This is a genomic window from Nonomuraea sp. NPDC050451, from assembly GCF_044458585.1.
Window position 1 is genome coordinate 28738 of record NZ_JBITHZ010000059.1, and the last position, 24238, is coordinate 52975.

The 24238-nt window shown below is 68.6% G+C and carries 29 protein-coding genes; 13 read left to right on the top strand and 16 right to left on the bottom strand.

Annotation, left to right across the window (positions count from 1 at the left end; translation table 11 throughout):
- Nucleotides 1–48 precede the first annotated feature (48 nt).
- Nucleotides 49–1227, bottom strand: a complete 1179-nt coding sequence (locus tag ACIBI9_RS63785; RefSeq protein WP_397238209.1) for an FAD-dependent monooxygenase — start codon at nt 1225–1227, stop codon at nt 49–51.
- A gap of 73 nt (nt 1228–1300) precedes the next feature.
- Between ACIBI9_RS63785 and ACIBI9_RS63790 the strand changes: the two genes are divergently transcribed.
- The gene (locus tag ACIBI9_RS63790) at nt 1301–1867 is read left to right on the top strand and encodes a TetR/AcrR family transcriptional regulator (protein WP_397238211.1); all 567 of its coding nucleotides are present in this window, start codon (nt 1301–1303) and stop codon (nt 1865–1867) included.
- A gap of 169 nt (nt 1868–2036) precedes the next feature.
- On the opposite strand, the gene ACIBI9_RS63795 is transcribed toward ACIBI9_RS63790, so the two are convergent.
- From ACIBI9_RS63795 to ACIBI9_RS63805, 3 genes are read right to left on the bottom strand one after another with little or no spacing between them, the layout of a single operon-like run.
- Nucleotides 2037–2675, bottom strand: a complete 639-nt coding sequence (locus ACIBI9_RS63795; RefSeq protein ID WP_397238213.1) for a maleylpyruvate isomerase N-terminal domain-containing protein — start codon at nt 2673–2675, stop codon at nt 2037–2039.
- A 19-nt stretch (nt 2676–2694) separates the two neighbouring features.
- Nucleotides 2695–3009 carry a DMT family transporter gene (locus tag ACIBI9_RS63800; RefSeq protein ID WP_397238215.1) on the bottom strand — a complete coding sequence of 105 codons (315 nt, stop codon included), beginning with the start codon at nt 3007–3009 and terminating at the stop codon, nt 2695–2697.
- A complete protein-coding gene (locus ACIBI9_RS63805; RefSeq protein ID WP_397238217.1) occupies nt 3006–3632 on the bottom strand; it encodes an FMN-dependent NADH-azoreductase in 627 nt (208 codons plus the stop codon). Before ACIBI9_RS63805 ends, ACIBI9_RS63800 begins: the two co-directional genes overlap by 4 nt.
- Nucleotides 3633–3712: 80 nt before the next feature.
- On the opposite strand from ACIBI9_RS63805, the gene ACIBI9_RS63810 reads away from it, so the two are divergent.
- Entirely contained in the window at nt 3713–4273 is a 561-nt protein-coding gene (locus tag ACIBI9_RS63810) for a TetR/AcrR family transcriptional regulator (protein WP_397238219.1), read from the top strand.
- Here the strand turns inward: ACIBI9_RS63810 and ACIBI9_RS63815 are convergent.
- The 3 genes from ACIBI9_RS63815 to ACIBI9_RS63825 all read right to left on the bottom strand — a co-directional run bounded on the left by ACIBI9_RS63815 (nt 4254) and on the right by ACIBI9_RS63825 (nt 6689).
- Complete coding sequence (locus ACIBI9_RS63815) at nt 4254–4982, bottom strand: nucleotidyltransferase domain-containing protein (protein ID WP_397238220.1); 729 nt, start codon at nt 4980–4982, stop codon at nt 4254–4256. The genes ACIBI9_RS63810 and ACIBI9_RS63815 overlap by 20 nt on opposite strands.
- Before the next feature lie 80 nt (nt 4983–5062).
- Complete coding sequence (locus ACIBI9_RS63820; RefSeq protein ID WP_397238222.1) at nt 5063–6001, bottom strand: ribose-phosphate diphosphokinase; 939 nt, start codon at nt 5999–6001, stop codon at nt 5063–5065.
- Nucleotides 6002–6059: 58 nt separating this feature from the next.
- Nucleotides 6060–6689, bottom strand: coding sequence for an HAD family hydrolase (locus ACIBI9_RS63825; RefSeq protein ID WP_397238224.1), 630 nt, complete (start codon nt 6687–6689; stop codon nt 6060–6062).
- A 133-nt stretch (nt 6690–6822) separates the two neighbouring features.
- Here ACIBI9_RS63825 and ACIBI9_RS63830 point away from each other — a divergent pair, with 133 nt between their 5' ends.
- Nucleotides 6823–8622, top strand: coding sequence for an alkyl/aryl-sulfatase (locus ACIBI9_RS63830; protein ID WP_397238226.1), 1800 nt, complete (start codon nt 6823–6825; stop codon nt 8620–8622).
- A gap of 10 nt (nt 8623–8632) precedes the next feature.
- On the opposite strand, the gene ACIBI9_RS63835 is transcribed toward ACIBI9_RS63830, so the two are convergent.
- Together ACIBI9_RS63835 and ACIBI9_RS63840 are read right to left on the bottom strand one after the other, a co-directional pair.
- Nucleotides 8633–9097, bottom strand: a complete 465-nt coding sequence (locus ACIBI9_RS63835) for a hypothetical protein (protein ID WP_397238228.1) — start codon at nt 9095–9097, stop codon at nt 8633–8635.
- A gap of 35 nt (nt 9098–9132) precedes the next feature.
- Nucleotides 9133–10542, bottom strand: coding sequence for a purine-cytosine permease family protein (locus ACIBI9_RS63840; RefSeq protein WP_397238230.1), 1410 nt, complete (start codon nt 10540–10542; stop codon nt 9133–9135).
- Between the two features lie 66 nt (nt 10543–10608).
- On the opposite strand from ACIBI9_RS63840, the gene ACIBI9_RS63845 reads away from it, so the two are divergent.
- The 5 genes from ACIBI9_RS63845 to ACIBI9_RS63865 all read left to right on the top strand — a co-directional run bounded on the left by ACIBI9_RS63845 (nt 10609) and on the right by ACIBI9_RS63865 (nt 13750).
- Nucleotides 10609–12000 (top strand): MFS transporter, encoded by a 1392-nt coding sequence (locus ACIBI9_RS63845; protein WP_397238232.1) that lies wholly within the window; start codon nt 10609–10611, stop codon nt 11998–12000.
- Between the two features lie 113 nt (nt 12001–12113).
- Entirely contained in the window at nt 12114–12491 is a 378-nt protein-coding gene (locus tag ACIBI9_RS63850) for a hypothetical protein (RefSeq protein ID WP_397238233.1), read from the top strand.
- 59 nt (nt 12492–12550) lie between these two features.
- Complete coding sequence (locus tag ACIBI9_RS63855) at nt 12551–12964, top strand: hypothetical protein (protein ID WP_397238235.1); 414 nt, start codon at nt 12551–12553, stop codon at nt 12962–12964.
- A 103-nt stretch (nt 12965–13067) separates the two neighbouring features.
- On the top strand, nt 13068–13337 hold the full coding sequence (locus ACIBI9_RS63860) for a hypothetical protein (protein WP_397238237.1): 270 nt from the start codon (nt 13068–13070) through the stop codon (nt 13335–13337).
- A 23-nt stretch (nt 13338–13360) separates the two neighbouring features.
- Nucleotides 13361–13750 (top strand): DUF4190 domain-containing protein, encoded by a 390-nt coding sequence (locus tag ACIBI9_RS63865; protein ID WP_397238239.1) that lies wholly within the window; start codon nt 13361–13363, stop codon nt 13748–13750.
- 8 nt (nt 13751–13758) lie between these two features.
- Here ACIBI9_RS63865 and ACIBI9_RS63870 read toward each other — a convergent pair whose 3' ends face one another.
- Nucleotides 13759–14256 carry a DinB family protein gene (locus ACIBI9_RS63870; RefSeq protein ID WP_397238241.1) on the bottom strand — a complete coding sequence of 166 codons (498 nt, stop codon included), beginning with the start codon at nt 14254–14256 and terminating at the stop codon, nt 13759–13761.
- Nucleotides 14253–14627, bottom strand: coding sequence for a hypothetical protein (locus tag ACIBI9_RS63875; protein WP_397238243.1), 375 nt, complete (start codon nt 14625–14627; stop codon nt 14253–14255). The genes ACIBI9_RS63870 and ACIBI9_RS63875 overlap by 4 nt, the downstream gene beginning before the upstream one ends.
- Before the next feature lie 18 nt (nt 14628–14645).
- On the opposite strand from ACIBI9_RS63875, the gene ACIBI9_RS63880 reads away from it, so the two are divergent.
- Nucleotides 14646–15134, top strand: coding sequence for an NUDIX domain-containing protein (locus ACIBI9_RS63880; protein ID WP_397238245.1), 489 nt, complete (start codon nt 14646–14648; stop codon nt 15132–15134).
- A 58-nt stretch (nt 15135–15192) separates the two neighbouring features.
- Here ACIBI9_RS63880 and ACIBI9_RS63885 read toward each other — a convergent pair whose 3' ends face one another.
- The 3 genes from ACIBI9_RS63885 to ACIBI9_RS63895 form a co-directional block, all read right to left on the bottom strand.
- Nucleotides 15193–16314 (bottom strand): CU044_5270 family protein, encoded by a 1122-nt coding sequence (locus tag ACIBI9_RS63885; RefSeq protein WP_397238247.1) that lies wholly within the window; start codon nt 16312–16314, stop codon nt 15193–15195.
- Nucleotides 16311–16931: an RNA polymerase sigma factor gene (locus tag ACIBI9_RS63890; protein ID WP_397238249.1), complete on the bottom strand. Its 621-nt coding sequence runs from the start codon at nt 16929–16931 to the stop codon at nt 16311–16313. The genes ACIBI9_RS63885 and ACIBI9_RS63890 overlap by 4 nt, the downstream gene beginning before the upstream one ends.
- Nucleotides 16932–17041: 110 nt before the next feature.
- Nucleotides 17042–18013 carry an MBL fold metallo-hydrolase gene (locus tag ACIBI9_RS63895; protein ID WP_397238251.1) on the bottom strand — a complete coding sequence of 324 codons (972 nt, stop codon included), beginning with the start codon at nt 18011–18013 and terminating at the stop codon, nt 17042–17044.
- Between the two features lie 38 nt (nt 18014–18051).
- Between ACIBI9_RS63895 and ACIBI9_RS63900 the strand changes: the two genes are divergently transcribed.
- Entirely contained in the window at nt 18052–19680 is a 1629-nt protein-coding gene (locus tag ACIBI9_RS63900) for a beta-N-acetylhexosaminidase (RefSeq protein WP_397238253.1), read from the top strand.
- Between the two features lie 327 nt (nt 19681–20007).
- Entirely contained in the window at nt 20008–20574 is a 567-nt protein-coding gene (locus tag ACIBI9_RS63905; protein ID WP_397238255.1) for a dihydrofolate reductase family protein, read from the top strand.
- A 98-nt stretch (nt 20575–20672) separates the two neighbouring features.
- On the opposite strand, the gene ACIBI9_RS63910 is transcribed toward ACIBI9_RS63905, so the two are convergent.
- Together ACIBI9_RS63910 and ACIBI9_RS63915 are read right to left on the bottom strand one after the other, a co-directional pair.
- Complete coding sequence (locus ACIBI9_RS63910) at nt 20673–21206, bottom strand: DUF6461 domain-containing protein (protein ID WP_397238257.1); 534 nt, start codon at nt 21204–21206, stop codon at nt 20673–20675.
- A 177-nt stretch (nt 21207–21383) separates the two neighbouring features.
- Nucleotides 21384–21839, bottom strand: a complete 456-nt coding sequence (locus ACIBI9_RS63915; protein WP_397238259.1) for a hypothetical protein — start codon at nt 21837–21839, stop codon at nt 21384–21386.
- A 1158-nt stretch (nt 21840–22997) separates the two neighbouring features.
- Here ACIBI9_RS63915 and ACIBI9_RS63920 point away from each other — a divergent pair.
- Together ACIBI9_RS63920 and ACIBI9_RS63925 are read left to right on the top strand one after the other, a co-directional pair.
- A complete protein-coding gene (locus ACIBI9_RS63920) occupies nt 22998–23372 on the top strand; it encodes an STAS domain-containing protein (RefSeq protein WP_397238261.1) in 375 nt (124 codons plus the stop codon).
- Nucleotides 23373–23708: 336 nt separating this feature from the next.
- Entirely contained in the window at nt 23709–24146 is a 438-nt protein-coding gene (locus ACIBI9_RS63925) for a hypothetical protein (RefSeq protein WP_397238263.1), read from the top strand.
- Nucleotides 24147–24238 lie beyond the last annotated feature (92 nt).

A 24238-nucleotide genomic window follows, 5' to 3' on the forward strand; every position in this document is an offset into this window, starting at 1 on the left:
TTCTTCGGAACGGAACGTTCTGCTCTTACTATAGCAGAACGGAACGCTTCATTCCATGTAGCTCTTGAGCGAGATGGCGTTCGCGGCGCGGTGGATGGGGCCCGCGATCCTGTCGATCATCCGGTCGCGGCCGGGCAGGTGCGGGAGCAGCCTGATCATCCTGGTCTGGAACCAGATGGCCACGGGCGAGCCGATCACCATGCCCTTGACGTTGGCCGGCCCGAGCGCCTGGTTGGCCTCGACGAACCCGCGCATCTCGCGTTCGTAGCCCTCCGCCCCGCCGCCCTTGGCCAGCTCGCCCGCCAGCACGTACGCGCCCACGAGCGCCAGGCTCGTGCCCTGCCCGGAGGCCGGGGAGGCGCAGTACGCGGCGTCGCCCACCAGCACGACGCGTCCCTTGAACCAGCGGTCCATGTGGATCTGGGTGACCGAGTCGAAGTAGAAGTCCTCGGCGTCGCGTACGGACTCCAGCAGCGCGGGCACCTCCCAGCCGGCCCCCGCCATGGCCTTCACCAGCAGTTCCTTCTGGCCCTCGGTGTCGCGGTGGTCGTAGGCCAGCGGTTCGGACGACCACATGAACAGCGCCTTGGCGCGGGTGTCCTGGCGGGTGCTGTAGACGTTCGCGGTCCGGCCGGGGGCCGCGTGCACGGCCTCCTCGCGGTCCAGGCCCAGGGTGTTGGGGACGGTGCAGATGGAGATGTAGTAGCCGAGGTCGCGGGCGTACTCGGACTCCTCGCCGAAGGCGATCCTCCTGGTGTTGGAGTGCGCGCCGTCGGCCCCGACGACCAGGTCGAACCTGCGGGGCGCCGAGCGCTCGAACGTCACCGTGCCGTCCTCCGCGATGTCCGTGACGGAGTCGCCGAAGACGTACTCGACGTCGTGGCGGGTGAGGTCGTACAGGAGCTCGTTGAGGTCGCCGCGCATGATCTCGGCGTCGTCGCCCGTGCGCCCGCCGAACAGGTCGGCGTCCATGGTCGCGACCTTCCTGCCCCTGGCGTCGTAGTGGGTGGCGATCCGCATGTCCGTGCTCGCCGCGCGGACCGCCTCCATGAGGCCCATGCGCTCGATGACCTTGAGGGCCGCGCCCCGGATGTCCACCTTGTAGCCGCCCTCGCGGATCGCGGGGGCCCGCTCGACCACGGTCACGTCGAAGCCGTGCCGCCTGAGCCAGTACGCGGTAGCGGTGCCGGCGATGCTCGCGCCTGAGATGAGGATGCTCTTCGTCATGGCCATGACGGTACACATGTCTCAGACGCTTGTCTAGGACGGATTTTCAAGACATTTGTGCTAGGCTCCGAGCATGGGAAACAGGGAAGATCTGCTGGCCGGGGCCAAGCGATGCTTGATCGAGAAGGGCTATTCGCGTACGACGGCGCGCGACATCGCCAACGCGTCCGGGGTGAGCCTGGCGGGCATCGGTTACCACTTCAAGTCGAAGGAGGCGCTGATGAACGAGGCGCTCTTCGAGGCGATGCGGGAGTGGGGCGACGACCTGGCGGCGACCCTGACGGCCGACGTCAAACCGGGCGCCACGCCGCTGGAGCGGTTCGAGGCGGCCTGGGACCGGGTGGTGGAGTCGTTCACCCGCCTGCGGCCGCTGTGGCTGACCCAGTTCGAGCTGCTGGGGCAGATCGACCACCTGCCGGAGGTGCGCGAGCAACTGGTGCAGGCCACCGGGGAGGCGCGGCTGGGGCTGGCCGAGCTGTTCGAGGGGGTGGAGCTGGGGAGCGATCCGGAGCGTGAGCGGCTGGCGGGGACGCTCTACCAGGCGCTGCTGACGGGCTTCCTGTCGCAGTGGCTCCTCGACCCGGACAGCGCCCTCTCGGGCCGCGAGGTCGTCACGGCCCTACGCTCATTCGCCTCCTGACACCCTCCGCCCGCCCCTGAGCCCCGGTCGGCACCCGCCGATGCGACGGTCGGCCGCCCTGTCGGCGCGCCCTCGGCCGGCGGTGCGGTGTCACGAGGGTGGTGGGCGTGTGGCGCTACGGTGGCCGCGTCCGCGAGCCGTCCTGGGGTGCCGGCCGGGCCGGTGCGGGTCAGAAGGCGCTGATGGTGGCGGGGGCGCGTTCGGTGCGGCTGAGCGTGCGGATGACCGCCGTGGCCCCGTGCCGGTGGACGGCCAGCCGGGCCAGGAGTTCGACCACGGGATCGATGATCGAGGACGGCAGCTCCGGCGTGTCCAGGCCCACGCTCGCCGCCAGGTCGTCCGAGTGCACGACCAGCTCCACGAGTCGCGTGAGCAGGAAGTCGTCGAGCCGCAGCGACCAGCCCGTCCACGGCAGGCCCACGACCCGGTCGTCGGGCTCGGCGGACAGGGCGGCGGTCAGCAGGTCGAGCAGCGCCTGCGTCCGGTCCACCAGCGCCGCGGGCCCGTCCGCGGCGGCGGCCTGGCCGCCGCGCCTGACGCTCACGTTGCTCTCGTGGTCGAGCCCCGCCTGCACCCACGGCGACCTCGAATAGTGCTCCAGGAGCCCGATCGGCTCGCCGGCCGCCCCGTCCGGTGAGAGCACGTCACGTACGCGGACGAGCTGGTGGGCCAGGTGCCCCGCCAGTCCCGCGACGCTGAACTCGGTCAGCGCGCTCGGCTTGTCCCAGGCCGCCGCCACGGCGGGATCGCGCAGCAGTGACACCGCCGACGTCGCGGCCACCAGATAGGACTGCCTGATTTCCCCCATTTGCCGCCCTTCCCCTGGTTTAGGTGGTAACTCGCGCCAAGACTATCCCTCCGACAATCAGGGCGAGCGCCGCCATCCTGCCGATCGAGACGGGGTCGTCGTTGAGCACGATCCCCAGGGTGATCGCGCCGACCGCGCCGATGCCGGTGAAGACGGCGTACGCGGTGCCGACGGGCAGCGTGTTCATCGCCTGGGACAGCAGCCAGACGGCGGCGGCCATCAGGACGAGGGACACGAGCGTGGGCACGGGCCGGGTGAAGTTCTGCGTCGGCTTGATGCTCTGCGACCACGCCACTTCCACGAGGCCGGCGAGGAGCAGGACGATCCAGTTCACCGGGCCGCCTCCTTGAGCGCCGCGGCCAGGGACTCCTCGTGCTTGTCGCGCAGGTGCGCCAGGGCCGGGTCGAGCAGCGCGTTGACCAGCTCCGCGTGGATGAACGTCACGTCCTCGACCCTGAAGTGCCCCTTGAAGAAGTCGCGCAGGTAGCGCTCCTGGTGGTCGTAGGGCTCGCGCGGCGTGCCCGGCCCGTACGCGCCGCCCCGCGCGCTCGTCACCACGAACGACCGGCCTTCGAGCGACATCTTCGGGAACGTGATCTGGTCGAGCCAGGCCTTGAGCGAGGAGGGGATCGAGTAGTTGTACATCGGCGTGCCGATCAGGATCACCTCGGCCGCCACCACCTCGTCGAGCAGCGGCTCCACGACGGCCCACGCCTGCCGCTGGGCGGGCGTCCGCACCGCCTCCCGATATCTCGAAATGTCGGTTATCTCGTGTTCGAGGATGTGGTCGCAGAGCTCGGTCCACGCCTCGCCGATGTGCGGCACCGGCCGCGCGGCCAGGTCCCGGTACGCGTACGGGCGATCGGGATGCGCCGCCCGCCACGTGTCGGCGTACACGGCGGACAGTCTGCGCGAGAACGACGCCCGGCGCGCGCTCGCGTCCAGATGCAGCAGCATGATCTCTCCTTGAAGGCGTTAACCGGACACACTGTCCACTTCAATATAACCGGACGCCATGTCCACATACAATCGGACGCATGGAGAGAGCCGACGCCGCGCGGAACCGCGCGCGCATCCTGGAGGCGGCCGCGCAGCTCTTCGCGGAGCGGCTCCCGCAGGACGTGACGATGGACGACATCGCGAAGAAGGCCGGGGTGGGCCGGGGCACGCTCTACCGCCGCTACCCCGACCGGGCCTCGATCGCCGTCGCGCTCCTCGACGAGCACGAGCGGGCACTGCAGGAGCGGCTGCTGCGCGGCGACCCGCCGCTCGGCCCTGGAGCGCCGCCCGGCGAGCGGCTCGCCGCCTTCTACGCCGCGATGGTGCGCCTCCTGGAGGACCACCGGCACCTGGTCCTCGGCTCGGAAGTGGGCCGCTCGCGCTTCGAGACGGGCGCGTACGGCTTCTGGCGGGCGCACGTGCGCGCGCTCCTGGTCGCGGCCCGCACCCCGGATCCCGACGCGCTGGTGGACGTCCTGCTCGCGCCCCTGGCCCCCGAGGTGTACGGCTACCAGCGCTCGGCGCTCGGCCTGACCCCGGAACAGATCGCGCAGGCGCTGGCCAAGCTCACGGCGACCCTCAGGTCAGGGCCTTCCTGATGGCGGACCTGACGAACGCGCGGGCCAGTCTGCCCCTCCTGAACCGGCTCAGCACCGGCCTCGCCGTGCCGTACCTCCGCGCCCGGATGTCGGCCACCACGTTCTCCGGAGCCCCCAGCTCGGCGAGCACGTCGAGGGCCTCCCGCTTGCTGATCATCCGCCCTTCCCGCAGCGTGACCGTGGCCCTGGCGACCGTGAGCAGGCCCAGGTCCACCCAGATGTCACGCAGCCAGCGCCGCCGGGCCCGCGTCTTGACGAGCCAGTAGTCGCGCAGGTCGCCGCGTACGAAGTCGGTCAGCTCCTCGTCCGACACCGGCGGCAGCAGCCCGGCGGGCGGCGGGCCGTACAGCTCCAGAGCCCCTTCGTGCAGCTCGCGGCGGGTGACCGCGCCGACGGGACGGCGGAAGATGCGCGAGTGCGCCCAGGTCACGTGCTCGACCGAGGGGTCGGCCAGCTCCTGCCTGGCCATGTACGAGCAGTGCAGCTGGGCGGCCAGCGGCCCGTCGAGCGCCCGGTGGGCGGCCTTGATCCGGCGCCACTGCTCCATCGTCACCGGCGTGTCGACGACCGCGATCAGATCCAGGTCGCTGCGGCCGGGCTGGTAGTCATCGGTGGCGAGCGAACCGTGTGCCCATAAGGCGACCAAAGGCACGGCCGGTTCGACGCCCCGGAGAAAGTCGCTCAGCAGTCGTTCGGTCGCCGCGTGCATACTGGCAACTATGATCGATAAACCGCCGGGTGGGAAAGCCGCGCAGATCACAGCGGGTCTACGCGGCTCCGGTCAGGTCGTCACAACGCGTTGAACAGCGCGCTCACCGACTCCCCGTCGTGGATGCGGCGCATGGCCTCGGCCAGCGCGGGCGCGATCGACAGCACCGTGAGCTTGTCGCTGGGCTTGGGCGACGGCACGGTGTTGGTGCAGACGATCTCCTCGACCTCCGGCAGCGCGCTCAGCCGCTCCACGGCCCCGCCCGCGAACAGCCCGTGCGTGCAGGCCACCCGCACCGAGCGGGCCCCCTGCTCGCGCAGCCGGTCGAGCAGTTCGATGACCGTGCTGCCCTTGGCGATCTCGTCGTCCAGGATGATCACGTCCTTGCCCGTGACGTCGCCGATCACGGAGCTGATCACCACGCGGTCGTCGCTGAAGCGCTGCTTGGCGCCCATGGCGACCCCGGTGCCGAGCAGGCGCGCGAAGTGGGCGGCCTCCTTGGCGTTGCCGAGGTCGGGGGAGACGACGACCGTGTTCGACAGGTCGTACCGGCGGAAGTGCGCGGCCAGCTCGCGCAGCGCGTGCAGGTGGTCGACGGGGACGCTGAAGAAGCCGTGCACCTGCGGCGAGTGCAGCGTCATCGCCAGCACCCGGCTGGCGCCCGCGGACACCATCAGGTCGGCGACCAGCCGCGCGCCGATCGAGATGCGCGGGGCGTCCTTCTTGTCCGACCGCGCATAGGCGTAATGCGGAAGAACCACAGTGGTCCTCGCCGCGGACGCGCCCCGCGCCGCGTCCAGCATCAGCAGCAGCTCGACCAGATGCTCCTGTACGGGCGGCACGAGCGGCTGGATGAGGAACACGTCGCGTTCACGGCAGTTGGCCTGGAGCTGTACTTCGAGGACATCGTTGGCGAAGCGCTCGATGCGTACCGGGTGGAGTGGCGTACCCAGATGCCTGCAGATCTCTTCGGCCAGCTCAGGATGGGCGCTACCGCTGAAAACCGTGATGTCTCGCACGATTCCGTAAGCATAGCCACCCGACCTTGGCATTCACGAGAGCGACCCGGCGGTGCGGTCAAACGAGCAGCAGATCGGAGGTCAGCTCGTCGAGGCCGGGCAGGACGCGCCAGGCCAGGGCCAGCGCGTCGGGAGCGGGCGGGTAGTGCGGGTGCGGCACGGCGATCACGCGCATGCCCGCCGCGTGCGCCGAACGCAGCCCATTGCTCGAGTCCTCCACCGCCACGCACTTGCGCGGGTCCGCCCCGATCCGCCGGGCGGCCTCGAGGTAGCCGTCGGGCGCCGGCTTGCCGCGGTCGACCTCCTCGGTGGAGACCGTGGCCGCGAAGCACTCCTTGAGCTCGGCCGCGTCCAGCACCACGTCGATCAGTCTGCGCGGGGACGAGCTGGCCAGCCCCAGCGTGACGGCGTCGGACAACCGCCGCACCGTCTCCACCGCCCCCGGCATCAGCGGCACCCCGTCGCGGTAGCGGGCGGCCATCTGGTCCACCACGCCCCGCGCGATCTCGTCGGGAGGCAGCGACACCCCCAGCGAGTGCAGGTACGCGGCCCACTCCCCGGTGCTCATGCCCATGAGCCTGGACTGCGTGTCGGGCTGCCAGGTGCCGCCGTGTTCGGCGACGAACGCCCGGCGCACCTCCTCCCACACGGGCTCGGAGTCCACCAGCACGCCATCGAGGTCGAACACGCACGCTTCCACCCGACAAGCCAACCACACGGCGTCGAGGAGCCGAGCCAGACCTGTCCCTATTGCCCGAGATTCATCCTATTAGGGGTGTTTGTTGAGCTATGTGGAGTGATTCCCGGGCACTCGGCTAGGCATGGCAGACCTTCCATTTCACGACAAGGACGACTTCGCGGACGCGGACCGCGGGTTCATCGCGAAGCTGAGTCCGGCAGTGATCCAAACGGTGGACGGCCGGGTCATCTGGGACAACGACTCCTACGGCTTCCTCCAGGGGGAGTGCCCGGCAACGGCCCATCCCAGCCTCTGGCGGCAGGGTCAGCTGTGCGCCAGGCAAGGTCTGTACGAGGTCGCCGAGGGCGTCTACCAGGTCCGCGGCCTGGACCTGTCGAACATGACCCTGGTCGAGGGCGAGCGCGGCGTCCTCGTGATCGACCCGCTGATCTCCACGGAGTGCGCCGCCGCCGCGCTCCGGCTCTACCGCGGGCACCGCGGCGACCGCCCGGTCACCGGCGTGGTCTACACGCACTCGCACGTCGACCACTTCGGCGGCGTACGCGGCGTCACCGGGGGAGGCGTGCCGATCCTGGCCCCGGAGGGGTTCATGGAGCACGCGGTGTCGGAGAACGTCTACGCGGGCCCCGCCATGACCCGCCGGGCCGTCTACATGTACGGCCCCGCCCTGCCCCGCTCGCCCGAGGGCCAGATCGGCTGCGGCCTCGGCATGACCACCTCGACGGGCACCGTGTCGCTCATCCCGCCCACGGTGGAGGTCACCCGTACCGGCCAGGAGGAGACCGTCGACGGGATCCGGATGGTCTTCCAGCTCACGCCCGGCGCCGAGGCCCCCGCCGAGATGAACTTCCTCTTCCCCGACCGCCGCGCCCTGTGCCTGGCCGAGAACGCCACGCACAACCAGCACAACGTCCTCACCCTGCGCGGCGCGATGGTCCGCGACGCCCGCGCCTGGGCGCGCTACCTGAACGAGGCCGTCACGCTGTTCGCCGACAGCGCCGACGTCGCCTTCGCCTCGCACCACTGGCCCACCTGGGGCAGCGGCGGCATCGTCCGCTTCCTCGAACAGCAGCGGGACATGTACGCGTACCTGCACGACCAGACGCTGCGGCTGCTCAACAAGGGCCTGACCGGGCCCGAGATCGCCGAGGCCATGCACATGCCGCCCGAGCTGGAGCAGGCCTGGCACACGCACGGCTACTACGGCTCGGTCAGCCACAACGTCAAGGCCGTCTACCAGCGCTACCTGGGATGGTTCGACGGGAACCCGGCGCATCTGTGGGAGCACCCGCCACGGGAGAGCGCCGTCCGGTACGTCGACTGCCTGGGCGGCGGCTCGGCCGTGGTCGCGTTCGCCAGGCGCTACATCGACGAGAACGACCTGCGCTTCGCCGCCCAGCTGCTCAACCACGCCGTCTTCGCCGACGAGGGCAACAAGGAGGCCCGTGACCTGCTCGCCGAGGTCTACACCCGGCTCGGCCACGGCGCCGAGAACGCCGTGTGGCGCAACTTCTACCTCATGGGCGCCCTGGAGCTGTCCGACGGCATCGTGCCCGCCACCGTGGACGCCGCCTCGCTCGACCTGCTCGCCGCGCTGTCCGTCGAGCAGATCTTCGACTCGCTCGCCATCCGCGTGGACGGGCCGCGGGCCTGGCACGAGCGGCTGTCGATCGACTGGTACCTGACCGACCTGGGGGAGCGCTACCGTACGACGCTCTCGAACGGCGCGCTCATCCAGCAGCGGGAGCCTGCCGACGAGAGCGCGGACCTGACGCTCCGGCTGACGAAGGACCAGCTCGTGGGGCTGCTGGCGGGCAAGGGCGTCGGGGGCGTGGAGCGCGAGGGGGACACGGGGGCGCTGCAGCGGCTGGTCGCCGTGCTCGACCGCCCGGCGCCCGACTTCGCCATCGTGACGGCTTGATCGAGATCTTTCACTCCGGCCGTTCGACCTCGCGGTGCAGCGCCTTGCAGGCCAGCGCCAGCAGCGTCACCACCGCGGCCCCGACGCCCGGCCCGAGCACCAGCGGCAGGGTCAGCTCACCGGCGTGCCACACCGCCGCCAGGATCGCCGCCGAGGTCAGCACCGCCACCCCGAACATCGCCCCCCACAGCGGCAGCACGTCCAGATACGCGAACAGCAGCGGAAACGCCAGCCACACGAACGGCGGCGCCGCCACCGCCAGCACCACCCATCCGGCCGTCACGAGCGCGAGCCACACGACCCGCCGGCCTCCGGACATCACCGGACCGGCGGCATAGACGACGCCGAGCACCAGCCCCCCGACGGCCACGGCCACCCGGTCCTCGCGCAGCGAGCTCACCACCGCGAGCACGAGAAGCCCGCAGGCCGTGGCATGCACCGCCCACCGCAGCAACCGCGACGGAATGTCCATCATTACTCACCAAGAGTAACCACAAGACCTCGGCGCCGTCACGCCTGGCGGCGCCGCCCGGTGAAGACGGTGATCAGGAAGTACAGCAGCCCGGCCAGCACGAGGGCGATGACCACGCCGATGTTCGCCCCCGCGAACGTGCCCGCCTTCATCTCGTCGCTCATCAGGAAGCCGACGATTCTGGCGATGTTCGGGTCGCCCGACGTGATCAGCCCGAGGCCCACGGCCGACGCCACGACCAGCGAGACCAGCCCGGCCCAGTTGAGCGCGGGCGCGCCCGGCCGCAGCAGCCGCTCGTCGTACGACCTGCCGCCGGCGCGCAGCCGCCACATGTCCACCAGGAAGATCGCCACCCAGGCCGCCATCACCACCCCGATGATCGCCAGGAACGCCTGGAAGGTGCCGAGGAAGCTGCTGGAGACGAACAGCAGGTAGTAGCCGCCGAGCACCATGAGCACGCCGTCGATCAGCACCGCGTAGTGCCGCCTGATCGGGACGCCGAGCGCCAGCATCGACAGCCCGGACGAGTAGATGTCCATGATCGCCCCGGCCAGGAAACCGCCGATGGCGGTCAGCAGGTACGGCAGCAGGAACCACGTCGGCAGCGCCTGGGCCAGCGCGCCCACCGGGTCGCCCCCGGCGGCCTCGGCGAGCTTCGGATCGCCGCCCGCCAGCAGCACGCCGAACACGAGCAGCACCATCGGCGGCACCGCGCCCCCCAGCGTCGTCCACAGCGCCACCGACCTCGCCCGGGAGTTCGCGGGCAGGTAGCGGGAGTAGTCCGCGCCGCAGTTGACCCAGCCCAGGCCCAGCAGCGTCATGGCGAAGACGACCCCGCCGACCCACTCGCCGGGACCCGCGCCGCCCTTCAGCGACCCGCCGAGCTTCGGCAGCATGAGGGCCATGTAGACGACGGTCAGCACGACGAACGCGTACGTCAGGTACCGCTGGACCGCCATGATCATGGCGTGGCCGTACACGCCGACCGCGATCACCACGACGGCCGCGACGGCGAAGCACACGGCGGTGGCCGTGGCGGCGGGGACGCCGGGCGCGATTCGCGCCAGGATCGCCGCGCCGCTCTGCGCGGAGAGCGTGACGAGCACGATCTCCCAGCCGACGTTCGAGATGTAGGAGAACACGGCGGGCAGCTTGTTCCCCTGGTACCCGAACGGCGCCCGCCCCAGCGTCATCGTCGGCACGCCCGACCGCGTCCCCGCGACCGCGACCAGGCCCACGAGCAGGAACGACAGCGCGTACCCGACCGCCCCGGTGATGATCGCGGGGATCACGCCCAGGCCGAGACCCACCATGTACACGCCGAAGGCGACACCGAACAAGGAGAGGTTGGAGCCGGCCCAGGGCCAGAAGAGGTCCCCCGGCCGGCCGCGCCGCTCGGCCTCGGGGACCGCGTTGATGCCGTTCTGCTCGACGGTCATCGTGTCCATGATCGGACGTTACTCGCCCCATACCCGGTAAGAGAACCCTCAGAGGGCGGTGAGAGTCTGGACGGGATGAGCGCGGAGACCGGGTTCGCCAGGCGGCGGCAGGCACTGGCCGTGTGCCTGGTGTCGGCGTTCATGACCGGCCTGGACGTGAGCATCGTCAACGTGGCGCTGCCGTCCATCCGCGCGGGCCTGCACGCGACGGAGGACGGCCTGCAGTGGACCGTCTCCGGCTACGCGCTGACGTTCGGCCTGCTGCTGGTCCCGGCCGGGCGCATAGGGGACGCCAGGAGCCGCAGGACGCTGTTCATGTGGGGCGTGGCGCTGTTCACGCTCGCCAGCGCGGCGTGCGGCCTCGCCTGGGACATGAAGGTGCTGATCGCGGCCAGGCTCGTGCAGGGCATGGCGGCCGGAACGGTGAACCCGCAGGTGTCGGGGCTGATCCAGCAGATGTTCGAGCGGCACGAGCGGGGCCGGGCGTTCGGCGCGCTGGGCGCCACCATCGGCCTCTCGACGGCCGCCGGGCCGCTGATCGGCGGCGCCCTGGTCACGCTGTCCGGACCCGAGCTGGGGTGGCGGTGGGTGTTCCTGGTGAACGTGCCGATCGGGCTGGCCCTGCTGCCCCTGGCCTGGCGGGTCCTGCCGGCCCCGCGGCAGGACGTGCCGCGGCGGCGGGAGAGCATGGACCCGGTGGGCGTGCTCCTCCTGGGCGTCGGCGTGGCGGGCGTGCTGCTGCCCTTCATCCAGCGCCACCAGTGGGAGGGGAACGCCGGATGGCTGCTCATCCCCGTCTCGCTGCTGATCCTGGCCGGCTTCGTGACGTGGGAGCGGTTCTACCGCCGTGAGCCACTCGTGGACCTGGCGCTGTTCAGGAAACGCTCCTATCGCCTCGGCACGGCCATAGGGCTGTTCTATTTCGCCGGATTCACCGGCATCTTCTTCATCTTCACCCTGTACCTGCAGAGCGGCCTCCATTACAGCCCCCTGCTGGCGGGCCTGTCGATCACGCCGTTCGCCCTCGGCTCGGCCTCGGCCAGCGTGGTGGGCGGGCGGCTGGTGTCCCGCGCGGGGCGTCTCGTGGTGGTCATCGGCCTGATCACGGTGGTCGCCGGCCTGTCGGCGACCATCGCCGCCACCGCACTGGTGCCGGGGCCCGGCGCGGGCCTGGCCACCGCCCTGCCCCTGCTGGTCGCGGGCATCGGCAGCGGCCTGGTCATCTCGCCCAACCAGGCCATCACCCTGTCGGAGGTCCCGCCCGAGGGTGGCGGGAGCGCGGCGGGGGTCCTGCAGACGGGCCAGCGGCTGGGCTCGGCGATCGGCATCGCGACGGCCGGCTCCACGTTCTTCGGCTCGCTCGGCGCGGGCTGGGCGACCGCCTTCCGTCACGGCCTGATGGTGGTCCTGCTGTTCATCCTCATCGCCCTGTCGGCCGCCGTGTACGACCTCGCCCGCCGACGCTAGTGCCTCCTTTCGGGACCCCTCCCGGCGCACGGCTTGTACAAAGGCCTCACCCCCTGCGGCCGAGCTACGCGAGCACGGCGTACCGGGCCGCAACAGCCGACGAAAGGGAGACCATGCACCCCCGGAAGGCCATCACCGCCCTGACCCTCGCCTGCGCCATGGTCGCGCCGCCGGTCCTCACCGCGGCCCCGGCCGCCGCCTCCGCCAAACCCAATTTGCGGGCCTGCTACGACGGGAAGTGCAAGTTCACGTTCACGAGGCCCGTGAGCTTCCGCGTCTCCAGCAGGTACGGCCTCGGCAGGGTCTACGTCTCCAAGGAGTACATGGGCGGCATGTTCAACCAGGACATGGTCGTCGTGCGGGCCCCCGGCCTCACCTCGTCACTGGGGGAGGGCGCGAGGGGCGAGTTCCGGTACGGAAAGAAGCGCACTCTCAACTTCCGCGTGTTGTCGATCACCGACCAGGGGGCGACGATCCGTTTCGAAGGATGACCGCCAGGGCCCGCGCGCGGCTAGGCTTCGACGCGGAGGTGGGCACCATACGAACGAGGTTGCGGAAGCTCCGCGCGGGCGGGCGGGAGTTCGTGTGGAAGGGCGAGCTCCACCACGTGTCCGGCGAGCGAGACTGCCACAGATGCGTCCGCCTGCGCGTTTGGGGCGCCGGGAAGAACAGCCGCGTGCTCCAGGCGGACCTGCTGTCGAAGGCGGTCCTGCCGTGGGGCTGCGCGAGCGACAACTCCTACCCGACGCCGAAGGACGTGCGGGAGGTCATCGACCATGCCCTGACGCATGGCTGGGACCCTGACGCCGGCGGCGGGGTCTTCTTCCTGAGCGAGGACGAGCACGCCGCCGAGTTCGAGCTGACCGATTTCCTCCTCACCGACCGCCTCAGAGACGAGGGTGCGCCGGACCCGACCGCCCGCGTGCTCAGCGCCTTCGACCGCGCGAACGGATCGCCTTCCTAGCGGGTCTCGCCGATCGCTTCCCCGGCCGGCTTTCGCTCCCTCTCAGCTGAACATTCTCCGCTCTGACGCGAAATGATGGCCCAGCTCGCTCGACGGGCTCCGGGTGGACGAGAAGACCGTCGGCGAGGTCCTGCCCGAGCTCAGGAAGCGCGGGCTGAAGGTCACGTTCCTCATCATGGAGATCGCGCCGGGTAACCCCGGCGGCTTCGGCGAGGGCCCCACACAGACCACTCCCGTGGGCGACGACTGGGTCGTGTGGGAGGCGGAGGAGTCCATCCGCGAGCCCCGAGTGATCCGCCTGCTCGTCACCGACAAGCGTTACGACAGAAACCCTGTCTACGGCGGTCCGCGCGACAACGTCATCAAGGAATAGCGGTTCTTGATTGGCGAGGAGAAGTGGGAGATCGTGGCGACTCGAAGCCCATTCAGGACGGAGACGAAATGCAGCCTCCGCACCAAGGCAGCGAGCGCCACCTTCCGCCGCTGGGGAATCCGGCGCCGACGTCAGGTCTCGCCGTCGCCAGCCTCGTCTTCGGGATAATCGGGCTCCTCGGCAGTTGGTTCCTGCTGGGCATCCCGTCCATCACGGCCATCGTTCTGGGCCATGCGGCCACCGGCAAGACGAAACGCGGCATCAGGCCGGGCCACGGAATGGCCGTGGCGGGCCTCGTCCTCGGCTACGTCGTGGTCGTACCGGCATTCCTTTTCATCGGGTTCCTCGTTCTCACCCGACCGCAGGCGCTCGCGGAATTGGTCAACACAGGGTTCTCCTGGTTGAGCCCCTGAACCCGGTGTCAGTTCCGGTCCCGGATCCGCCCTGTGGCCCAGGCGTACTCCCACGCCTGGATGTCCGGCGGCTCGATGCCGAGGCCGGTCAGAATGGCGCAGACCTGCTCGCGGTGATGGTTGGCGTGGTTGAGGGCCTGAGCCACGAAGATGCCGGCGCGGACCTCGCGGTCTCCGTCGTCCACGACGACCACGCGTTCGACGTCGATCGGCTTGGCCAGCACCTCCTCCCAGAGCTGCTCGGCCTCCGACGCCCAGCCGAGGAGTTTCCGCAGGTCGGCGTCCTCGTCGCTGTCGACCCAGGCCGGCTCGGCTCCGGCCAGGCGCCGTACGTAACTCCCGTCTGCGGCGATGACATGGCGGAGAGTCGAAAGGATGCCGCCGAAGGTGCCGACGCCGCGAACTTCGAGTTGTTCCGCCGAGAGGTCTTGTCCTTGGCAGAATTCGACGAGCCGCTTTGTCGCCCAATTGTTGTGGCGGATCGCATCGAGTAAGACCTCGTTCATGATCTCCTCCTTCGTTCCGGCATCAGTCGCGATCCTGCCGGGCCACCGCTCGGGCGGGCAACGCATTTAGCGCCGGCCGGGGCGTTGTCCCTGAGCACCTCCAGATGGACCGCCTTGCCGGGGTGGTGGGCGGCCGCCCAGCCGAAGGCGCGGATACCCGAGCGTTTGCGGGCAGGGCGGACGTGGAGGTTGTCGAGCAGGACCCGGCCGCCGGGCTGCGCGATCAGGTAGGTGAACCCCTGCAGCGCGTCGTCCTGCTCGGCCGGCAGCAGGTGGGAGGCGTTCTCGACGGTGGTCGGCCCGCCGGCCGCGAGCCGGGCGGCCCGGAGCGCCTTGCGGTCACCCACTCGCCATCGGCCCGTTCCGGTCACAGCGTTAGCCTCATGATCGTGACGACCAGAAACTCGCACTGCTCCTTCTGCGGCACGGCCTACCTCCCGGACCAGGAATGGCCGCGGACCTGCGCCGGCTGCGGCAACACCAGCTACCTCAACCCGCTGCCCGTCGCCGTGATGGTGCTGCCGGTGGACGAGGGCCTGCTGGTGATCCGCCGTGACGTCGAGCCTCGCCGCGGCGAGCTCGCCCTCCCCGGCGGCTTCATCGACATCGGCGAATCCTGGCAGCAAGCGGCCGCCCGAGAGCTCCGGGAAGAGACGGGCATCATCGTCCAGGCGGACGACGTCCGGCTGTTCGACGTGCTCAGCGCCCCCGACGGCACGGTGCTGATCTTCGGGTTGGGGCCGCGTACGAGCTCGGCCGACCTCCCACCGATGACGGCCACGGCCGAGACGACGGAGTGGCTGGCGATCGACCGGCCGCAGGAGCTGGCGTTCCCGCTGCACACCCGGATCGCGGCGAAGTACTTCACGGCGAAGTGACGTCGGACAGCGTGAACGCCGTTGCTCCCGCCGGGCAGACGCTCGAGCCGGCTCGGGGTCAGTCGGGAAGGTCGGGCCTGGCGTCGTCCCAGCCAGAGTCCACGACCATCCAATAGTCCAGCATCCTGCCGGGAACCTGCCACTTCTCGCTGTCGGGGCCCGGTTTGAGCTGGACATCCCGGTTGCCCAGGACCTTGCCGGTTCGCTGGTCGAAGAACACCTCATTTTGGATCGTCCCGCGGCCGTCGGCGCTCTTGAACGGGGCCGCGAGGGCGACCGCGGTGCGGCCGAGCGGATCCGTGACGGTGCCCAGCTGCCGCACGCCGGGATAATCGGTGATCAGGCGCATGAGGCCGGCTCGTACCTTGGGCGGCACGGGTGTGTCCATGAGGACGTAGAAGACCCGGTCCAGCACGTCTTTGGGGCCGTCGCAGTGTCTCGGCGCTCCCGTCCGGCCTGACGCGAGCCTGACCGAGCCCTCGCACAGGAGCTTGCGCAGCTCTTCGGGATCGGTGGGGAGCTCTTGGAGCTCCTGGTAGCTGAAAAGGCCGACGCCGGCGATGGCGAACGTGCCGCCGCCGTTCTCGCTCGGATCGTCCACCTCCCAGGCGCCCGACTTCGTCCTGAGAGTCCTGGTCACTCCCGACGAGCGTACCGTCCAGCTTGAGGGGGAGCCCGCCGCGCGCCAGGCGTCGGCGTCGGCGCGGGTCTGGGGCTTACCCGCGAAGGTGCGGCCGTAGAAGGACTCGCCGTCGCCGCGGGTTCTTCCCGTCCAGCTGAAGTACTCGTCGCGCTCCTCCACGACGTACCCGCCGGTCCTGCCGAGCGCGAGCGCCGCGTAGGCGGTGCGCTGGTGCGTGTACCAGTAGCGACCCTGCGGCTGCAGCTCCGCTTGGGAGGCGGCGGCCAGCATCATGCCGCGGGGCGACAGGGCAGGCGGGGCGGCCTCCACGCCGGTCCGGGGTCGCGCGGGGTCGTCGGTGGTGAGCGCCATGCCCGCCACCACGGCCGCGGCCGTGGCGGCGGCCACCAGGCCGATGGGCATGCGCCACGTACGGCGAGGACGCGGCCGCGCGGTGTCGTCCTGGCTCAACATCCGGTCGCGGGCGGCCGCCGCGACCTCCTTGGACGGCGGGGGCGGGTCGTCGTACACCCCACGTACGAGATGCAGTTCGTTCATCGATGTGTCTCTTCCTCATCAAGCAGGGGATTCGTGCCGCCCAGCGCCTTGCGCAGCTTCCTGCGAGCCCGGTTGAGCCGCGAGGACACCGTGCCGAAGGGCACGTCCAGAGCCTGCGCCACCTCGTCGTAGCTCAGCCCCGAGAGCGCCACCAGCAGCAACACGTCACGCTGGTCCGCGGACAGGCCGGCGATGGCCCTGGCCAGCGCGCCTTTGACGCCTTGCGCGCTCACCTTCGCCGTCACCTCGTCCTCGTGGCCCGGGGCCGGCTCGGCCTCCGGATGCAGCCGGCCCATGGCACGAAGGAGACGCACCTCGTCGCGGTGGTATCGGCTGATGAGGTTGGTCGCGATGCCGTAGAGCCAGGGGCGGGCGCTGCGACGGCTCGTGTCGTAGCGCCGACGCTGACGGAAGGCAAGGGCGAACGTGTCAGCGGAGACGTCGTCGGCGGCGTGCGGACCGAGCCGGCGCGAGACGTACCGGTGAATCTCCGCGTAGTGCGCGTCGAAGACCGCGCCGAAGCGTTCGGGCTCGTCCCACGACCGCTCGATCACCTCGGCGTCGTCCTGCGGCGGCGGGACGACGCCCGGGGGATCGGCCAGATATGGCTCATTCATTCAGATGCCTTGTGGTTAGCGGGACATCGGTCACCTGTTGTTGCCCGCAGACCGCTCTCGCCTTCCCCCTGAAGCCCTGCCGGACTGATGAACGTTTCGGGACTCCCCGTCTACTGATCGGCGGATACGGACTGGTGCTGCTCGGGCAGATGGCTTTCCGAGTGCGCCCACACCAGGACGTTGTCGTGCCGTTCCCGCTGGAAGAAAGCGACCACCTCCTGGTCGGAGTGGCGCAGGCTGAAGTGGGTCAGCACGAACAGCGTCTCCGGGTGCGCCTCGATCACGGGTTTGAGCCGGCTCCAGACCGTGTGCCCGACCCGGTCGGCGCGAGGCAGCTCACTGTCGTGGAGAAAGGTGCACTCGGTGATGATGACCGGATAGCTGAACAGCCAGGGGTTCCGCTCGAACACCGACACATGCGTATCGCCGAGGAAGGCGAAAAGAGGGCGGCGCACCTGCCGGTCGACCTCCACGCCTTCTCGCCGTTTCTGGGTCATGATCCGCCCGAACGCCTCGCCGCGTCCGTCCCGGACGAGGTCGTCCCGCAGTTCCTGGAATTCGGGCAGCAGTTCCTTGACGTTCTCACTGAACGCGTAACCCACGCAGGGCACCTTGTGCTCGCATCGCACCACGCGGACGTGGTGGCCACGCGGGCCGAAAGTGAATTCGTCGTCCTGCCGCACGCCGTGAAGGCGATAGGCCGGGGCCAGCGCCGGATCGTACGGCGCCGCGTGATTCAGTTCGGCGGACGCGCGCAGGAAAGCCTCCACATAAGGCAGCGCCTCGGCCGGCAGATAGATGTCGGCGCCGGATGCCCTGGCGGCGAGATAGTCGAGATCCTTGGCGTGGTCGTGGTGCGTGTGCGTCAAGAAGACCGTCTCGGGCTGCCGCCCCTCGCACAATCCGGCGTCCAGGGCGCATCGCAACTCCGGTATGTGGAAGAAGGTCTTGTCGTTCGCCCGGGAGTAGCCGGTGAGGGTGAACGCGGTGCCGGGGATCCGCCATGTCTTCCACTGCCGGAAAGGATGCCCCTTTACCAGCAGGTCCGGATGCTCGGCCTGCCGTTGGGAGGTCTGTGTCATCGGGTACGCCTTCCAGAGGTTTTTTCGCCGTGGCCTTAATGGCTGCTCGCCAGATTCGCGGTCCGGTGGCGAAATTTCCAGTGGATATCTCTGCCCGGGCCGGCTGCCTTCCTCATGCCGGCGGCCGAGCGCAGAATGGGCCGGTGACCATCGAACTGGGCTTGATTCCCGCACCGAGCCGGCTCGAATGGGCCGGAGGTTACGGGCTGTTCACAGGGGTCGTGCGTACCCGCCTCGATCCGTCACTCCGGCCTGAGGCATATCGACTGACCGTGTCGGCCGACGGCGCCGAGATCGTGGGCGGTGACGAGGCCGGTGTCTTCTGGGGGCGTCAGACCTTACGGCAGATCCAGGGTCCGGACGCCTTTCGCCGTGCCCCCATCGCACGAGAGCCGGTCACGGTGCCGTACGTGACCGTGCACGACGAGCCGCGTTTCGCCTGGCGGGGATTCATGCTCGACGTCGCGCGCCATTTCCTGCCCAAGGAAGACCTGATGCGGTACGTCGACTTGCTGGCCGCTCACAAACTCAACGTGTTCCACCTGCATCTGACCGATGACCAGGGCTGGCGCGTCGAGATCGAACGGTATCCCAGGCTGACCGATGTCGGCGCGTGGCGACCGCGTACCCGCATGGGCTGGGGCGAGCCGGCGATCTGGGAGGAACGGCCGCACGGCGGGTTCTACACCAAGGATGACTTGCGCGAGATCGTCGCGTACGCCGGGGAGCGGCACATCACGGTCGTCCCGGAGATCGATATCCCAGGTCATTCGCAGGCGGCCATCGCCGCCTATCCCGAACTGGGAAACACCGACGTCATCGACACCACCGCGCTGGAGGTGTGGACCGAATGGGGAAAGAGCCCCAATGTGCTCGCCCCCACCGACGCCGTACTGCGTTTCTATGAGGGTGTTCTGGAAGAGGTGCTGGAGGTTTTCCCCAGCCTGTTCATCCACATCGGCGGCGACGAGTGCCTCAAAGGCCAATGGCGCGAGTCACCCACAGCGCAGGCACGCATCAGGGAATTGGGACTCAAGGACGAGAACGGGCTCCAGTCCTGGCTGATCGGCCACTTCGATCGCTGGCTCGCCGAACGTGGCCGTCGCCTCATCGGCTGGGACGAGATCTTGGAGGGCGGCCTGGCGGAGGGCGCCGCCGTCGCGTGCTGGCGGTGGTACACGGGCGGCATCGCCGCTGCCGAGGCCGGGCACGACGTGGTGATGTGCCCTCAGCAGGAGGTCTACCTCGACCACGTCCAGTCCCACGATGCCCGGGAGCCCGTGCCGTTCGGATGGGTGCACACGCTGGAGGACGTCTACCGGTTCGAGCCCGTACCGCCCCGGCTGGCGGGAACGGCTCACGCGGCCCGCGTCATCGGCACCCAGGCCAACCTGTGGACAGAAGTCGTCGAAAGTCGCGGGCGAGTGGACTACCAGGCGTTTCCCCGGCTGGTCGCGTTCGCCGAAGTGGCTTGGTCGGACCTGCCGGCTCCCGACGAACGCGACTTCGACGACTTCGAGCGCCGGATGAACGCGGCACACTACGCCCGCCTGGACGCGCTGGGGGTCGCCTACCGCCCACCCGATGGCCCTCGCCCATGGCAACAACGCCCCGGCATCCCCGGACGCCCACACCACAAACCTCGACGAACCTGGCGAATGGCCTGACCTGCCCCCGGCCTGGCAAGCGACCGCTCTTCGAGCCTCTGGGCGTCTGGGCGTCTGGGCGGCGATCATCGCTCTACCTGGGTTTTCATGCTGAGAGAGGCCCTGATCCCGCTACGAACGGGCACCCGACACCAGCAAGGCCGACAAGGATCCCAACCTTCCAGACGCACGCCCCTTCAGCTCGTTCTGAACGCCACCGATCGCGAAGAGAATCACACCTGGCGTCGCACGGCGCTGTGCGCGGCCCGGCGGTGAAGCGATATCAGATTTGCGCCATCCCCGAGCGCTGCAAGTAAGGGACCACGTCGAACAAAGGAGAACCTCGTCATGTCGTCGACCGTCCTCTACATGTCCATGTCCCTCGACGGCTTCGTCGCCGGCCCCAATGAGGGACCCGACAACGGCCTGGGTGACGGCGGACACCGCCTCCACGAATGGACCGGAGGCGTCGGCGACGGGGCCGATCGTGAGGTCCTTGACGATTTTCTGTCCACTGGAGCAGTGCTCGCCGGCCGCGGCACCTTCGAACCGGCCGGAGGCTGGGGCGGAGACCATCACGAGGGCGTGCCCATCTTCATCCTCAGCCGCCATCAGCCCGCCCCTCAATTCGCGCAGTGGCCCAACGTCACCTACCTGAGCGATCTCAAGGACGCCGTACGCCGCGCCAAGGAGGCCGCCGGCGAGAAGAACGTGCTGGTCCATGGCGTAGGTACCGCCCAGGGTTGTCTCCTGGCGGGGCTCCTCGACGAGATACAGATCCACCTGGTCCCGGTCCTGCTCGGTGAGGGCCGACGGCTCTTCGAACACCTCGGCGCCGACCACATCGAACTGGAGACCATCCAGGTCATCCGAGGACGGGAAGCCACACACCTCCGCTACCGCGTCCGCCGATGACCTCGCCCACCGCGCCGAGTCGCTGGAAGGCCATCGGGATTCGATGAGCGTCCGTCGTCGGTTCCTGTGCAGACGGTCGCGATCTCCTCGCACCGCACTCAGGCCTGACCAACCGAGCCGATCAGGGAAGGTCTGATGTAGTCGGCGCGGTGCAACCGCACTCCGGTGGCACGCTCGGCCAGCGCAAGCGCGCTCGCCAGCGGTTCTTCGGTGCCATCGTCGAGGTCGAGCCCCAACTCGTGTACGTCGGCCAGGAGCGGATCAGGGTCGAGACCGTCTCGAAGGGAGTAGGCATACCAGCTGAATGAGCTGATCCGCCGGCCGTCGACCAGATAGAAGAAGTCATCGTGCATGACGTCAACGAATACGGTGGCCACGACGGTGCCGGCGGACAAGGGAACCGACTGCTCCCATAACATCCTCGCCCATCCGTACTCAAGAACGGTCCCGCCCTGTACGGCATAGGCCGCGATTCCGAACTCGCCGGTATTTCCATGGACGGCCCCGATCCGCCGAAAGGCTTCGTCGGGAGGTAACCCCCGTACGAAGGTCAGGCACAGTCCCGACTCGCCACAGCCATCAGTGCACTCCTCCGCCAGCCACGCATAGTCGGCCGCCGTCGCACCACTCATGAACATTTCTCCTTAGCGACGAAAGACCGCCTCACCAGATCGGGAGACATCCCGCATGCTTTCCGAAGCGGTGCGCCTGAGCATCGAACCCCCGCTGCCAGCGCGGAAATCGCAGGACCTTGGCTCGTAGCGGCGCTGACGTGCGCCGGAGAGCGGTCTCGAGGCATACTCGGCTGATCAGGTGTCGTAGAGGCCGTCCCAGGGTGCATAGAACCCAAGGTTGTCGGGGTACAGCTCCGCACACTCCTCGCCCTCGTGGTCTTCCAGCATCAGGCCGAACACCACGCCATCGAATTCCAACTGAAACGGACGAATGGCAATGTCGCCGAACTCTAGATCGGGCAGTTCCACGAGCCATTCGCTCAGACGCCGATCGGCGGCATCTACCGACTCCCTGTGCCTGTCATCGGCTCCGGTACATTCGATGCGCGAGTCAAGGTAGTGACCTTCAGGACTGAAGCGGTGAAGGACGGCATACCACCGCTTGTGGGACAACCAATCCTCTGTTCTTGAGTAGCCCTCCCGGAAGGCAGGCACAACCCCGCCAAGGAACTGACCTTCGCGCCACTGGCCGATGCGGTCGGTGTGATAGTCGGGCTCATATGAAATCGGAATGACCTCGGGATACGCCACGCCCAGAACCGTAGCCGTCCCGTACGACAATCTCCCGTTTGTCTGTCGAGCGCTCGGAGCCGGGACGCACCTTCGCGACAACTCATGGCGCTGCAACAGAGCGGTGAGTTCGTCTGGCAGGCGAGTGCCATCGACGTGGACCTGTCTCTCAAAAGGGCCCTCTCCGTCAAGATCTCCAGCCCGACGCAGCCGCTTCCTCCTGCTCGCACATGGCCGTCACGCCGTACATCAACCAGGCCAAGAGTCCGGCGTACTCGATCAAGGTTCGCGAGATCTTCAACGCGGCCGCTCGATAGCTGACCGACTGCGACCGGCTGCATTCCGAGCGCTCACCAGCAGCCAAGGACACTTTGGCGAGGCGGCTGGATGTTCAGCGGGGCCGCAGGAAGCAGCAACTTCCGGCGGCCCCGGTCTTCCACTCACGCGACATGGTTGGAAGGGCTCCAGCGTACTGTTTCAAAAGGAGGTCTGGCGATGAGCCGCACCGCATCGTCTCCACCATCCCCGACACGGCGATGCTCTTCAGGCGACCGGGCCGACCGGGTCACCGTCCGCATGCTCGACAGCCAGGCGGTAAAGGACTGGGCCGACAGGAGTGTCGCATCCGGTTCAGCGGCACAGGGGGACGCTCTCAGGCAGACGGGCGCATCATCGGCATCCCCCCAAGCGATAATCCCGGCTCTCAAAGAGCACCTGCGGCTCCACGTAAAACCTGACAGGAACGCATCCGGCAAGGGCGCGGCCTTGCTGCAGGAGTCGCATTGGGCGATGTGCTCGACGCGCAGCACGTTCGGTCGTTCGGCGCTTCACTGCAGTTGTCGTAAGGACGGCCGGGCGGACCTCGCGCTTGCGATCCCGACCGAGTCGGCAGTGGCCGTACTGTCAGGCTCGTCCGGTGATGTGAACACGGCCAAGCCCATGTTCATCAACCCCGACCAGGGCGCTACGCGTGGTTTTCAGACATCGGATTCGGCCGCTCATCACACTGAACAACCTTGGCCCCATGACCCTGGCCTGCTCGGCTTGTCCAGGTTGATGGCGGGCGGGATGATCAGACTTCCGCCTCAGCCACCTACGACCTGACGCCTACCACCCCGGAGCTGGAGCGCCCCGCCGGAGGCAGAATGGAGGGCAACCGCCAGAGACAGGGGTTGCAGCATGATCGAGCAACCTGGTGCTGCGCTGGATATTCGTGGGGCGCTGCACGATTGGTATGCGGTCCTGCACGTGAGAGGTGAGTTCTGCGGCGATGCTCGCTTGGGGGCTCGTCTTCGCGACGCGATGGCGGGACTGCCCATGCCGGATCCGCCCCATGTGATCCTCGACCTGGCCGGCGTTGTCTCTTGGGACAGCTGGACCATCGGAGCGGTTCTTTCGAGCGTGAAGCGGGTGATGACAGGTGGTGGAGCCCTGGTCGTCGCGGCAGCTCCCGCCGACCTGCGGGCGCACTGCCGACGGATAAGGCTGGATCGGGCGTTCCCGTTCCGCGAGACGGTCGAGTTGGCCGTGGAGGAGCTGCGCCCTGGCGGGTGAGCGGCGGTGCGGCGCTCGGTCGGCGAGTTCGGTGGTACGACGTGCTGATGCTTCGGCCAATGCCCCGCGAAAACGACCCTTATCCCCTACGCGCAGCGCGGCGGTGCTCTCCGGCGGCACAACCTCGACAAGGCCCGAGAGCCCTGCACGTCGCGAAGGGTCGGGATCGGAAGATCGTCAAAGAAGGCCTCAAGCCCAGGATCCCGTTGACCGCTGAACGACCGGGCAAGCAATGGCACGTCAACTGGTGAGCGCCGTGAGACTGGATCCAAGGCGGAAGGTTGACCGTGGATAGGGTCGTTACAGTTGCGCTCTCTTCGGTGCAAGTTGAGAATCGTGACCGTGGCATATTGCCTGACCTTTTACTGCCGCAGCGGTGAAGAAGAGGGTTCCTCGGCGATGATTCAGTTTCTCGAGGCTCTGACCTCGGAGGACGATCGCCTTCTCGTTGAGTGTGGGACGGGAGACTATCTCGACCAAGTGGCAGTGTGCCGTCTCGCAACCGACGATGGTGATGGCCGTCCGGTGGCGGACTGGCTCACTCTGCAATTAGCCGTCGGTGTCGAGTACATCGCGGAACATGTGATTGAGAAATCTCCTGACGATGAACACGGTATCGGGGGATCAGATCTCGAAGCGGAAATCACTCTCAGCGGCTCGTCACCTGATTGGTCGCTGGTTGAGCGAATCTGGACCACTCTGGCTCGCCGCTGGTTGGCAGTCCCTTGGGATGAAATGTCCGGCTTCGATGTCGCTGTAGATGGTCCCCCTTGAATCGCCCCGGTTTCGGTGGAGACTTGATCTCTTGAGAGGATCGAGTCCATGCCAGGTAAGTCTCCCTACCCCGCCGAGCTGCGCCGTCGAGC